Annotated in this window: 12 protein-coding genes; 5 read left to right on the forward strand and 7 right to left on the reverse strand. The window is 40.8% G+C overall.

The genetic code is table 11. From position 1 onward, the window contains the following. The first annotated feature begins 22 nt into the window (after window positions 1–22). A complete protein-coding gene (gene fabF, locus MHH23_RS00105; protein WP_326111531.1) occupies window positions 23–1,255 on the forward strand; it encodes a beta-ketoacyl-ACP synthase II in 1,233 nt (410 codons plus the stop codon). Window positions 1,256–1,517: 262 nt separating this feature from the next. Here the strand turns inward: fabF and MHH23_RS00110 are convergent, their stop codons facing one another. Next, window positions 1,518–1,973 carry a hypothetical protein gene (locus tag MHH23_RS00110; protein WP_048002323.1) on the reverse strand — a complete coding sequence of 152 codons (456 nt, stop codon included), beginning with the start codon at window positions 1,971–1,973 and terminating at the stop codon, window positions 1,518–1,520. A gap of 598 nt (window positions 1,974–2,571) precedes the next feature. Here MHH23_RS00110 and MHH23_RS00115 point away from each other — a divergent pair. From MHH23_RS00115 to MHH23_RS00130, 4 genes are all read left to right on the forward strand, one after another. Further along, the gene (locus MHH23_RS00115; RefSeq protein ID WP_340958651.1) at window positions 2,572–4,635 is read left to right on the forward strand and encodes a thioredoxin domain-containing protein; all 2,064 of its coding nucleotides are present in this window, start codon (window positions 2,572–2,574) and stop codon (window positions 4,633–4,635) included. Window positions 4,636–4,787: 152 nt separating this feature from the next. Further along, window positions 4,788–5,558, forward strand: a complete 771-nt coding sequence (locus MHH23_RS00120) for a SurA N-terminal domain-containing protein (RefSeq protein WP_008359353.1) — start codon at window positions 4,788–4,790, stop codon at window positions 5,556–5,558. A gap of 218 nt (window positions 5,559–5,776) precedes the next feature. After that, entirely contained in the window at window positions 5,777–7,111 is a 1,335-nt protein-coding gene (glpT, locus tag MHH23_RS00125) for a glycerol-3-phosphate transporter (RefSeq protein WP_340958653.1), read from the forward strand. Window positions 7,112–7,203: 92 nt separating this feature from the next. Further along, complete coding sequence (locus MHH23_RS00130) at window positions 7,204–8,085, forward strand: glycerophosphodiester phosphodiesterase (protein WP_017358710.1); 882 nt, start codon at window positions 7,204–7,206, stop codon at window positions 8,083–8,085. A 38-nt stretch (window positions 8,086–8,123) separates the two neighbouring features. On the opposite strand, the gene MHH23_RS00135 is transcribed toward MHH23_RS00130, so the two are convergent. The 6 genes from MHH23_RS00135 to MHH23_RS00160 form a co-directional block, all read right to left on the reverse strand. Beyond that, on the reverse strand, window positions 8,124–9,512 hold the full coding sequence (locus tag MHH23_RS00135; RefSeq protein ID WP_008343901.1) for an amino acid permease: 1,389 nt from the start codon (window positions 9,510–9,512) through the stop codon (window positions 8,124–8,126). Between the two features lie 219 nt (window positions 9,513–9,731). Continuing rightward, window positions 9,732–10,499: a DUF4097 family beta strand repeat-containing protein gene (locus MHH23_RS00140; protein ID WP_335352546.1), complete on the reverse strand. Its 768-nt coding sequence runs from the start codon at window positions 10,497–10,499 to the stop codon at window positions 9,732–9,734. Window positions 10,500–10,516: 17 nt separating this feature from the next. Continuing rightward, window positions 10,517–11,188, reverse strand: a complete 672-nt coding sequence (locus MHH23_RS00145; protein WP_340958658.1) for a bacitracin ABC transporter permease — start codon at window positions 11,186–11,188, stop codon at window positions 10,517–10,519. Between the two features lie 28 nt (window positions 11,189–11,216). Beyond that, window positions 11,217–11,849 (reverse strand): TetR/AcrR family transcriptional regulator, encoded by a 633-nt coding sequence (locus tag MHH23_RS00150; RefSeq protein ID WP_144668339.1) that lies wholly within the window; start codon window positions 11,847–11,849, stop codon window positions 11,217–11,219. 129 nt (window positions 11,850–11,978) lie between these two features. Continuing rightward, on the reverse strand, window positions 11,979–12,869 hold the full coding sequence (locus MHH23_RS00155) for an AraC family transcriptional regulator (RefSeq protein ID WP_340958660.1): 891 nt from the start codon (window positions 12,867–12,869) through the stop codon (window positions 11,979–11,981). Between the two features lie 93 nt (window positions 12,870–12,962). Beyond that, complete coding sequence (locus MHH23_RS00160; RefSeq protein ID WP_340958661.1) at window positions 12,963–13,910, reverse strand: alpha/beta fold hydrolase; 948 nt, start codon at window positions 13,908–13,910, stop codon at window positions 12,963–12,965. Between the last annotated feature and the right edge of the window lie 4 nt (window positions 13,911–13,914).

Here is a 13,914-nt window from a genome sequence, read left to right on the forward strand (position 1 = left end):
TAAAAACAAGGAGGGAATGATCATGAAAAGAGTAGTCATTACTGGAATGGGAGTTATTTCTCCACTTGGAAATGATATAGATAGCTTTTGGAATCAACTCATGAAAGGACAATCGGGAATATCTCTCATTGATTCTTTTGATACGACTGATTATAAAACAAAAATAGCTGGAATCGTTCGTGATTTCGATGCAGATGAAATATTAGGGAGAAAAGAAGCAAAACGATTAGATCGTTTTAGTCAGTTTGCCTTAGCAGCCGCCGAACAAGCATTAGAACATTCACAATTACAGTTAGATCAAGTAGATCTTGAACGTTTAGGCGTATATGTTGGTTCAGGAATCGGGGGCATACAATCGCTTGTTGATAATGTGAATGTATTAGATAAACGAGGTCCATCGAGAGTAAGCCCCAGCCTTGTCCCCATGATGATTTCAAATGCAGCTGCGGCCCAAATCAGCATTAAATTAGGCGCACAAGGGCCATCATTGTCACCAGTCACAGCTTGTTCTATTGGGAACACCTCTATTGGTGAAGCTTTCAATGCGATCCGAAATGATGAAGCAGATATTATATTTGCCGGTGGAGCAGAAGCTGCCGTCAACCAGATATCTTTGGCTAGTTTTGGAAACGCACATGCACTGTCTACTAGAAACCAAGACCCAAGTCGAGCTAGCCGCCCATTCGATACAGATAGAGATGGCTTTGTTATGAGTGAAGGTGCAGGTATCTTAGTATTAGAATCATTAGACAACGCAATTCTTAGAGATGCGCCGATATTATGTGAAGTAGTGGGATACGGGGCTAGTTCAGATGCACATCATATGGTCGCTTCACACCCAGAAGGTAGGGGTGCCTACTTAGCCATGAAGAAAGCATTGAGAAGTGCAGATATATCAACAAGTGAAATCGATGTTATTAGTGCTCATGCAACAAGTACACAAGTAGGTGATCGTTCAGAAGTTCTAGCCATTAAGAAATTATTTGGTGATCGTTCAGGTGAAATTCCAACAACTGCGAACAAGTCAATGACTGGGCACATGTTTGGTGCTGCTGGCGGAGTAGAAGCGATTGCTTTAGTGGAAAGTTTGAGACGAGGAATGATTCCGCCAACTATTAATGTAGAGAAACAAGATCCAGATTGCAATTTAGATGTTGTATTAGAAGCGAGACAGCTTCCATTGAAATATGGGCTATCCAATTCTTTTGGTTTTGGAGGACATAATTCAGCCATCTTGTTAAAACATTACGATTGAAGTAGTGAAAAGGTGAAATAATGACAAAACAAGGGTTTATAGCCCTTGTTTTTTTATGGATAAGGATGAGAGTTTGGATTTAGTTATTAATTTCAAGACTCAACAATTTGGGAAACATTTAAAGTTCAAATCTTCTATTGGAACACAAACAATACATCTTAATTAAGAAATAAATGAGAACGCCCATAACATTTTAAAGGAAACTATCTTATTAGCCTCCTTCCTTTTATATCAATACACTATTATTGAATACTAAATAGCCTTAATCCCATTTTTCCATATGTACTTTTAATTCTGGTATACTTAATATCCTTTGTATCTCTGTATCATTTTCCGTATCTATATAACTTTCTTCTTCATGAGAAGATGTAACCAGCCATTCTTCTCCATTTTTGAAGAAGGACAAGTCTTCTGGTAAATTTGGTTGCTCCCAATCATATAAAGAATTTGCGAATTCTTTTAGAATACTCTTCGCATTTTCATCTGTATAATAGTAATAAACTTTTGCTGTATTGTTAAATAGCATTGTGCTAGCCCATTCTGATTGTTCTTTCATCTCTTTCAATGAACTTTCAAGTTTTTTTAGGAAGGGATCAAAAGATTTTAAAGATCCCATATCTTTTCTTAAAACTAAATGAAACTCATCACAAATTTCGAAAGCCAAATCAATTAATTTGGAGTACTGCTCACCTTTTGGATTTTGATCAATAACTAACATATTTACACCTTCTCATATACCCGTTTTTTAGATTTTTTGAATGTATGTTCTTTCATGCTTTTTAAACTCAGATTATGCAACATAAGTAACTCCTGTAATAGTCACCGCTAGACCTATTGAAATTAAATGTGCTAAGAGTGCTTCTCCACCAAACGAAGAGATTACTAGAATGAATAGTATATATTTATTTCCAACACCACTTTTAACACATATTTTCATAAAAACACAAAGCTATTATAACAGCTTGTTATTAATGATTAAATACACACAAGATAAATATAGTAATAAATTCCATTTAAAAGGCGTTAATATAGGTTTTCATAATTAATGAAGCGAATAAAAGAATTGAAAACAAATCTATCGAAAGTCAAAATTTCCACAGCAGTCCCTATAAATCTTTGACCTAATTATAGTTTTTTGATTTTTGCTCAGTTTCAAAATAAAGAACTATCGGTTATTATCCTACGTAACTTTTTTGAAGTAGTACTATCTAAATTCAAATGAAATTCCTTAAGCCCATCACCCTTTACACTCAAAAAGATTTGATCAATTATTTTATTTACTCATTTGATAAATAAATATGAAAGGAGGAGATTCCATGTCTACTAACAATAAACCCAACAGATTAATCACTGAAAAATCTCCATACCTTCTCCAACACTCCCATAACCCAGTTAACTGGTATCCATGGGGAAAAGAAGCATTTGATAAAGCAAAAAAAGAAAACAAGCCTTTGCTGGTAAGCATTGGCTATGCCACTTGCCACTGGTGCCACGTCATGGCACACGAAAGCTTTGAAGATCAACAAGTCGCTGACATCCTAAACGAGCATTTCATTTCAATCAAAGTCGATCGTGAGGAGCGTCCAGATATTGACTCGATGTATATGTCCGTTTGTCAGATGATGACTGGGCAAGGAGGCTGGCCGCTCAACGTGTTTGTCACGCCTGATCAAAAGCCGTTTTATGCGGGGACTTATTTTCCAAAAAGAAGTGCTTACGGCCGTCCTGGCTTCATTGAAGCACTGACGCAATTGCTGGATGCGTATCACAACGACCGAGATCATATTGAATCATTGGCAGAAAAGGCAACAAATAATCTGCGAATCAAGGCAGCAGGACAGACAGAGAATACGCTCACTCAGGAGTCGATTCACAAAGCCTATTATCAGCTCATGAGCAGCTTTGATACGCTGTATGGCGGCTTCGGTTCTGCGCCTAAATTTCCCGCGCCTCATATGCTCACGTTTCTCATGCGTTATTTTGAATGGACAGGGCAAGAAAATGCGTTATATGCTGTCACAAAAACGTTAAACGGCATGGCAAACGGCGGTATTTATGATCATATTGGTTCTGGATTTACTCGATATTCAACAGATGAAAAATGGCTTGTGCCGCATTTTGAAAAGATGCTGTATGATAACGCCTTGCTGATAAATGCCTACACCGAAGCCTATCAAATCACTCAACACCCTGAGTACGAAAAGCTTGTCCAAGACCTCATTCAATTTATCAAACGAGACATGATGAATCGTGACGGCTCTTTTTATTCGGCAATCGATGCCGATTCAGAAGGAAAGGAAGGGCAATATTACGTTTGGACAAAAGAGGAGATCATGACCCATTTAGGCGATGACCTCGGCACTTTATTTTGTGCGGTCTACCACATCACAGAGGAAGGGAACTTTGAAGGACAGAACATCCCTCATACCATTTCCACCTCATTTGATGACATCAAAGCAGCTTTTTCAATCGACGACAAAACCCTTCATTCCAAACTGCAATCCGCTCGACACATCTTACTCACTGTAAGACAGCAGCGGCCTGCACCGCTAATCGATGACAAAGTACTCACCTCGTGGAATGCGCTGATGATTTCCGCACTTGCCAAAGCAGGAAGTGTCTTTTATGTAGAAGAAGCCATACGCATGGCAAAACAGGCAATGTCTTTTCTCGAAACACACCTCATCCAACAGGGACGCCTCATGGTCCGCTTCAGAGAAGGGGACGTAAAGCATCTAGGCTTTATCGAGGATTATGCGCACATGCTAACAGCTTATATGTCTTTATACGAAGCGACCTTTGACCTAGATTGGCTGACAAAAGCAAGAGCCGTTGCTGAAAATATGTTTGAACTGTTTTGGGATGAGCAAATCGGGGGCTTTTTCTTCTCAGGCTCAGATGCAGAAGCGCTTATTGTTCGTGAAAAAGAAGTATACGACGGGGCCATGCCGTCTGGTAACAGCACCGCACTCCAACAGCTTCTGAAACTAAGCAGAATGATCGGACGTCAAGACTGGATCGAGACACTAGAGAAGATGTTCAGCGCCTTTTACGTCGATGTCTCTTCCTATCCAAGCGGACATACCGCCTTTTTACAAGGACTATTAAGCCAATATGCCGTAAAACGAGAAATCATTATTCTCGGGAAAAAGGGCGATCCGCAAAAAGAACAGCTTCTACAAGCATTGCAAAAACGATTCATGCCATTTGATCTCATTTTAACTGCCGAAACAGGGCAAGAATTAGCAAGGCTCGCACCTTTTGCAAAAGATTACAAAACGATCAACGACAGCACGACGGTCTATATTTGTGAAAACTACAGCTGCCGCCAGCCGATCACCAATCTCGACGAAGCGATGGAACAATTATTCCAAACTTGAGCTGTCATATGATGACTATGAGAAGACAAAATGAGGACAAACAGATAAAAAACATGTCAATCCGCTAACAATTCGTCTATACGGTTTTATTTTTCCTCTAAAACGGTTAGAATGCGCACTAGATGTTCTCATACCGAAGGGAGAGAAAATAATTGAAAAAAGTATCATATACACTCATTGCTTGTCTGTTATCAGTGGGGCTTGCAGCCTGCTCATCAAACGATGCGAAACAGGATAAGCAAAACGATTCAGCCAAAAGCAAGGAAACAACACAGGCTGACCAAAAAGAGCAGCAAAAGCAAATGGAAGAGATGCAAAAGAAATTAGACGCACAAAAAATTGATGATCAAAAGGTCGTTGCGACCGTCAACAAAGATAAAATCACAGGCAGTGAATACAATAGCGCTCTATCGACCATTCAAGGTCAACTTCAGCAGTCAGGACAAGACCCAACATCTAAAGAAGGCGCAAAAGCTGTCAAGAAGCAAACCATTGATGCGCTCGTAGGTCAAGAGCTCATCCTGCAAGATGCTGAGAAGAAGGGCTATAAAGCCTCTGACAAGCAAGTCGATAAGCAGCTAAAAGAAGAAAAGAAACAATTTAAAGACAATGCTCAATTTGAAGAAGCACTCAAAAAGAGCGGACTGACAATGGATCAGCTGAAAAGTGATATTGCCGACAGCATCAAATACAGCCAATATGTCGACAAAGAAATTAAATCAGCCTCTGTGTCTGAAAAAGACGTCAAAGCGTACTATGACCAATACGCCGAACAAATGAAAAAACAAAAACAAAAAGCACCTGATTTCAAAGACGTCAAATCACAAATCAAGAAGCAGTTAGAATCTCAAGAAAAGCAAAAAGAAGTACAAAAAGAAATTGATCAACTAAAGAAATCTGCAAAAATTGATGTATCAATTTAACCACTATTAAAAATCCGCCATTGTGCGGATTTTTTTCATCACTTCATGAACTGTTTTTCCAAAATAATGACAAAAGCCTCATCATAAACATCTTCTCCATCCGATATGATGGGAGTACAAAAGAAAGCGCTATCAATTCTTTTGTCTCTGAAAAAGTACAAGATCAAAGACAGACCTCGTACTTTTGTTTCAGTCATATCTACAAGAGGAGGATGTTTATGTTCAAATGGTTTAAACCGGCTCCGCATATCGACAGGCTCGATGATGCCAAAACAGACGAAACCTATAAACGGCTGCGGCTGCAAGTCTTTTTGGGAATCTTTATCGGATATGCGGGCTACTATTTGCTGCGCAAAAATTTCGCATTTGCCATCCCTTATTTACAGGAAGAGGGGTTCACAAAAAGTGAATTAGGCTTTGTACTGGCGGCTGTTTCAATCGCTTATGGCTTTAGTAAATTCATTATGGGGATGATCTCAGACCGGTGTAACCCAAGATACTTTTTAGCCGCTGGACTCTTTCTATCAGCTCTTATCAATATTCTATTTGTCTCATTTCCATGGGTGACATCCAGTGTATGGATCATGTTTTTATTCATGTTCTTAAACGGCTGGTTTCAAGGAATGGGGTGGCCGCCATGCGGACGAACGATGGCGCATTGGTTTTCGGTGAGTGAACGTGGAACGAAAATGTCCATTTGGAACGTCGCTCACAATATCGGTGGGGGAATTCTTGCACCGCTTATCACATTAGGAATTGTTTTGTTTGCGACGTGGAAAAGTATCTTTTTCTTCCCTGCCATCATCGCCATTATCGTCTCCTTCGTCATCATTCTTCTCGTACGGGACACCCCGCAATCCGCTGGTCTTCCGCCAATCGAAGAATACCGAAATGACTATCCGGCACAACAATATGAAGATCAAGAAAAAGAATTAACCGTAAAAGAGATTTTATTTAAATATGTATTCAACAATAAATTCCTTTGGTATATCGCCATTGCCAACGTCTTTGTGTACTTTGTCCGTTACGGGGTCGTAGACTGGGCACCTACCTATTTAACAGAAGCAAAAGGATTCTCACCAGAGCATTCACGCTGGTCTTATTTCCTTTATGAATATGCAGGCATCCCTGGTACATTATTGTGCGGGTGGATTAGTGACCGCTTCTTTAGAAGCCGCCGCGCACCTGCTGGCGTACTCTTTATGATTGGCGTATTAATTGCGGTTCTTGTGTACTGGTTAAACCCTGCTGGCAATCCAATGGTTGATAACATTGCCCTCATCAGCATCGGGTTTTTAATTTACGGACCTGTCATGCTCATTGGACTGCAAGCCATTGATCTCGCTCCGAAAAAAGCCGCTGGCACTGCTGCCGGGCTGACAGGATTCTTTGGATATATTGGTGGCTCTGCTTTTGCTAATGCCATGATGGGCGTCGTCGTCGATCACTATGACTGGACAGGAGGTTTCATTTTACTAGTTGGTTCTTGTATCCTTGCGATTGTGTTCCTCGCCATGACATGGAATACAGGAAAGCGCGTAGAGCAAGCTTAATGAAAATCACATAAAAGATTCATCTCCGCCCAACATGCCCTTTACATCTATTTCTTATGATGGAGGCAGTTACCGTAAAAGGAGGATAAAATATGAAGAAAAGTAGATTACTTGCTTTCGTGTTACTCTCTTTTGCTTTACTGTCTTTTGGTTGGGTGCCGACCACCATATCGGCACATGAACATCTTTTATCTCCAGATCGCATTTTAACCGTTGCACACCGCGGAGCATCAGGGTATGCCCCAGAGCATACCCTAGCTTCCTACAAGCTCGCCACAAAGATGAATGCAGATTACCTCGAACTTGACCTTCAAATGACAAAGGATGGACACCTCATCGTCATGCACGATGAAACGGTTGACCGGACGACAAACGGAACCGGCTGGGTCAAAGACCTCACACTCGCCGAAATCAAACAGCTCGATGCCGGTGCATGGTTTAACGAAGCCAACCCCGACAAACAAAATGCCCACTTTATTGGACAGCAAGTCCTCACATTAGATGAGGTATTACGCTACTTCGGTAAACGAGAAAATTATTATATTGAAACCAAAAAACCAGACATCTATCCGCAAATGGAAGAAAAGCTATTGGCCGTCTTAAAGAAACATCATCTTCTTGGAAAACATACGAGAAAAGGGCAGGTCATTATCCAATCTTTCAGCCAAGAAAGTCTATTAAAATTGCAGAAACTCGCCCCTCGGCTTCCAAAAGTACAGCTATTAGATAGAGCACAAATGACGTCTATTACAGATGATCAGCTCGACTTCATCAAATCGTATGCAGTGGGGGTCGGACCGAATTTTAGAGCTTTGACACTTGAAAATGTACAGCAAGTCAGAAGCCATGGACTCCTCCTTCATCCATATACGGTAAACAGCGAAGCAGACATGACACGTCTTCTGCAATACGGCGTCACCGGTCTTTTCACCAACTTTCCAGATGTCTTTCAGCGTGTCAAAGCTTCTCTGTAAACGACAAAAGCCTTGCGGTTGTTCCGCAAGGCTTTTGATTATTTCACCGTTTGATCAGAAGAAGCTGTTTCAATCGGTTTTCGTTTACCAATTCCAAATACAAAAAAGCTAAGCGCCACTAAAATCAAGAACCCAATTGCCACAATGAGAGAAATTCGTGTATCCTGATTAATCAGCATAAACACAAGCACCATCAGCAAGAATCCGATTGTCAAATAGTTAGAAAATGGCGCAAGCGGTAGCTTAAATGGATGCTGATCAAGCGCTGCCCCCTTCGCCTTTCTGAAGCCAATATGACTAATCAAAATGACAAACCAAGGCACCATACCAGGAAGGACACTCGCACTATACACATAAACGAAAATGTTTGGCGGAGAAACGTAATTTAAGACCACCCCAACCGCTAAACCAATCAGCACAGCAAATGTCCCAAAATACGGTACACCATTCTTCGAAATTTTTGTAAAGAAAGCAGGTGCCTGTCCATTCACACCTAATGTATAAAGCATACGTCCCGCACTGAAGATTCCACTATTACAGCCGGACATCGCTGCTGTAATGACAACAAAGTTAATAATACCTGCTGCTGCCGTAATTCCAATTTTCGCAAACGTCGCCACAAATGGACTGCCGAGCGTATTCAGCTGATCCCACGGATACACCGTCACGATGACAAAGATCGCACCGATATAGAAAATCAAAATACGCCAGATGATGCTTTTGATGGCATTTGTCAGCGTCTTTTGTGGATTTTGCGCCTCACCTGCAGTAATCCCAATGAGCTCTACCCCTTGATAGGCAGCAATCACTAGGGACAATGCAAACAAGAAACCGCTAAATCCACCTGTAAAGAATCCGCCGTGCGCCCAAAGGTTAGACAAACCAATCGCTGTTCCACCATTGCCAAACCCAAAGAAAATAATGCCTAAACCTGCAATGATCATTAGAATAATCGTCACAATTTTGATCATCGCAAACCAGAATTCAAACTCACCGAATGACTTAACCGAAATCAAGTTGGCCGCACCTAAAATGATCATGGCGATTAATCCCGGAATCCACGCCGGTAACTCCGGGAACCAATATTTCATATAAGCACCTACGGCGATAATCTCAGACATTCCAACAATGACCCACTGGAACCAGTTACTCCAAGCTGTCATATACCCCGCAAGCGGATGAATATATTGATGCCCAAATGTAGCAAACGATCCCGTACTCGGTTCAAGATACAACATTTCTCCCATCGCACGCATAATAAAAAAGATAAAAATACCACACACTGCGTACGCGAGAAGAACCGATGGACCTGTCCATTGAATGGCTTTAGCTGATCCCATAAATAAGCCAACACCAATTGTGCCGCCAAGCGCAATCATTTGAATATGACGAGCACTTAACCCTCTCTTTAATTCCTTTTGAGCCACTTCTATTCCCCCTCATCAACAAACAACATAAAAAATAAAAAATCAGAATTTTCATTCTGATTCAAAATCTTCAATCTTTCGATGTATATTATCATAATAAATCTACCCTTAAAAAACAATTGTTTTTTTGAGGAAAACACTATTAACAAAATATTCTGACATAAAAAGATATTCAAATTATTTTATATTGATATATCGAATCAGAGGATCATCATCGCTTCAATGACCATCACTTAATAGAAAAGAACCTCCCCTTATATCGACCTCAAAGCTTTTCCCTCCATTTTTATAAACCATTCTCTCCTGATCATCAACACAAGGAAAGTCATTGTGAAAAGTACCTGATCTTTTCTTCACATAACAAATAAATCCATCATTTTCCGGAATTGCCACTTTGACAGAAGATCCAGTTGACGTCGATTTGAGCGAATGCAACATGGCCTTTGAATGTATCTGTACCCTTCTGCCTATTAAATTCAGATCAATATCTGAAAAAGCACCTACCATCTCCACTTTTGACGAAGTAGTACGCAGGCTCAATGTCTGCGTGTTGAGCTGTTGACTAGAGATAAGTCCACCCACTGTCTGCAAGTGCAGATGCTTGATTTCTCCCGTAAACATGGACTTTCCAGAAATCAATTGGCAGTCAGCCTCCTTCACCTTCAGTCCATTCAAGAATAGATTTGCTCCTTTACAATGAATAGACAAGGACTGTAACTGTGCCTGAGGGAGGTAAATCTCCAAATTCGTTTGATGAAGATGAAGCCCCAAGCTGATCGCTCGTTTTCTTTTATCTTGAATGACTAGCCTGCCTTCCTGCACTTGATGATGCAGTAAATACCGATGGGGGAATACGTGATTGGTGGTCTGCTTCATCAATAAATAAGGATGATCATGGTGATAAAGGCGAACATCTCCCACCAGCCAGTTTAACGAAAGTTCCGTTATTGCTTCTTCAATTTGAACCGTATACTTCACATGTCTCATCCCTTTCCCATCATGAATTACCTCGTTTGCAGCCGGCCGAGGCGGCTCCACAATTCCAAGATCACAATGAGGACTGCTGCAATCATCACTCCTGACAGGATGAGGTTCATTTGATCATTGCCATAAATGGCGAGCGATACATTTCCTAAAACAGCACATAAAACAATTGCAGTCAGGACGGTCATCAAAACAGATTTCTTACTCAACCCTATTCTCATCGCCATCATGCCAATCGCTTGAACACAAACAATCAACATAAAGAATGTTTTCATCAATTGAAACAGAGAACCTGCCGTCAGCGTATCGTGAACAATAGGGAAAAACAATTCAGTCACACTAAACACAACAAACGAAGGAATGATACTACACATCATCGCAAACGTTGAAAGGCACACCATCCATATCATATGAGAAAGGAATCTCACTGAATTGGATGTGCGTTCCTGATAAACAGTCTTGCCTACACGCCAATACAGCATAGCTGTGATGATAGAAAAAAAGATCATCCATACTGTACTCGTTAACAAATAAATATTCGTATATTGCTGAAAACCCGGTTCGCGTTCAATTTTTGCAGCAAACGCAATAAAATAGATGAATACTAGCAGCACAATACTCGCGATAAAACTAGCTTGAATATACTGCTTCATGTGGCTTTTTCTTAGCTCAACCTTCATAAAATGAATCATACGTCATCCTCCTATCAGTTGGCATTCTTTATCTTTCGGGCAGATCATACCCGCCAATTTCAGCATAGTGCGCTGTCACCTTTTGAATAAATAGATCACTCACAATATCCACGCCAAGACCCTTCATCATCTGCTTTAAAAAACACAAACGCTGGACCGTTTCTTCATGATTGCGGACAAACAAGGTGGGATTCAACCATATATTCACAAGAAGCAAAAATACTTCTGCCACTTCACCAGGAAACGCAGTTTCCATCGAACCATCCTCAATCCCTTCAATGATTAACTGTTTGATTCTCAAAGCATCCTGATTGACACCTGTCTTCATGCCTTCAATCACAAATTGCGGATTTTTCATCTGATCAATCAAGATCCCATCAATCGAATGAGACTGCGGGTCTGCCACAAGCTGCTCCAGGATAAGCTGCAGCTTCTCTTTCGCATGAGCTGCCTCCGTATGCTCAATTAACTCCTCAAGCTTCTCGGTTGCATAACGAAACTGCCGATCCATCACGCCGCGTAATATATCATCCTTCGATTTAAAATGATGATATATAGCCCCTTTAGACATATTCAATTCATGGATAATATCTTGCAAACTTGTCTTTTCAAATCCCTTTTCCTGAAACAACTTTGTCGACACGTCCAAAATTTGCTGCATCGTCTTTTCTGGATACTTATTTCGCGCCAGTTCAAACGTCTCCTTTTACATACCGACCGTCGGTATGTTTAATTATATTTTTCATTATAAACGGTTCATGCAGATTTGTATACAACAAAAAAAGACCGCTCACACGGTCTTCTCAAGCTCAAAATGCAAATTCATCGGCACATCTGGCAGAGCCGAAGCCTCCACCATATTCGTTGTAGGTGTTTTCTCATCCACTTCCTCAAATCGAAAACCGTCAGCCCAGACTGTTCCATGACCGCTGAGTAGCACTCCAAAATGAATGGATTCACTGCGCGTAGGAACATCTAATACGATCGCATATTGATTCCATTCCGTAGAATCTGTCACAGGTCGATTCTGCATATTATCAAACTGCACCGTATCACCCTTTCCGTCATCTACCCGCATCCAAATTCCTGCTGAAGATACATTCTCTGTTTTCAAGAAAGCAGAGAGCTTCAACCGCTTGCCTACATACTCTTTTGCTTGAAACCCCTGCATCATCGTCGCAAACTGTCCTTCTTGTACGCCTTCTTTAGATGATAAAACACCTGATTGCTTTCCCGTATGAAACTCTGCTGTATCAACACCCATCTCATACATATGCGGATGTGAACCACTCAAACCCCAGCCAGGTACTGCTTCATGTATTGTCATCGAATCTTCCTCCTTTTTCATTTGCATATCTCTCATCATGGACCTGTACATTCCGGGAGGTAAAGAATAAAGATGCTTAAAAGCACGCGTAAAGGCTTCCTGCGATTGGAATTGTAACGAAAAAGCGATGTCTAAAATCCCCTGATCCGTATACAAAAGAAGCTGTGCAGCCGTAGCTAATCTTCGTTTCCGCACATATTCCCCCATCGACAGCCCGGTTTCTCGTTTAAACACACGCAGCAAATGAAAATGTGAATATCCTACTTTATCATGCACCTGTTTCAGCGACAGCTCATCCATCAAATGCGACTCCAAATAAGAAATCACCTCTTGCGTCACCCGACTATACATCATCTCCCTCACCTCTTCTTGATCATAAAACAAATCAGTTCACTCGTTTTGATCAAAATTGCGATGTTTCATCTGTCCAGCTGAGGAGGAAAAACGCTAACGTGAGCGCTCGTTGTTCGATAGAAACTTCCTCACATCATCTGCGATTTCTTTTGATTTCGTATGATGCAAATAATGGCCACCTTTGAAAGTAACGACTTTTCCGTGGTCTACATTTTTCAGCAGCTCTTCATGCATTGGTTTCCAGTTTGGTGTTTCTTTCTCCGTTTGATCCGCTAGATAGAAAGCAACAGGGAGCTTCTTAGGGAAATGTAGGCGTTGAGCGTTTTTAAAATTGTTTCTAAAGTTTTCTGCCTCACTAGCTTGGCTTTCATCCAAGAAATTTCGGAAAGTCAGCATTTTAATCTGAGCTTTCGTTTGATCATCTACTTTAGGCATCACCAGTTGATCTGGATTCATTTTCACTATCAATCTGTAAAAGCCGGATTGATGAAGCAGCTGTAAGCTGGAGACTGGCAATTCATCTGCATCCTCCTGCTTAGGAAAACTACTATCAATTCCAACAAAGGCTTGGACTTCTTTTTCGTATTGATTCACATATTCTAATCCATAGATGCCAGAAATCGAATGACCCATTAGCGTATATTTTTTAATGTTGAGTTTCTGCAAACATTCATGAATCTCATCCACAATGTTTTGACTTGTCCTTACTTTATCTGTGTCGTCACTTAAACCATAACCAAACGGTTCAATCACAACGACTCTATAATATGGCGATAACTCCTTGACTAACGGTTCAAAATCCAGCACGGGTGAAGCAGTTCCATAGCCTGGGAGAAGGACAATCGTTTCTTTCCCATCGCCTTGAATGAGCACATTCATCTGCTTCCCATCCACCCAGACCTTTTGCCCATAAGCTTCTATTTTCCCTTTCTCCCGTTCATTACTAATGAGGTTTACAAAATAAACAGTAGCTAGAAAAACAACCATGACCGTGATAATGGTGCCTATGAAGATCAACATGATTCTCAATATTTTTTTCATTGGT

The sequence above is a fragment of the Bacillus sp. FSL K6-3458 genome (assembly GCF_038005045.1).
Taxonomy (GTDB): Bacteria; Bacillota; Bacilli; order Bacillales; family Bacillaceae; genus Bacillus; species Bacillus altitudinis.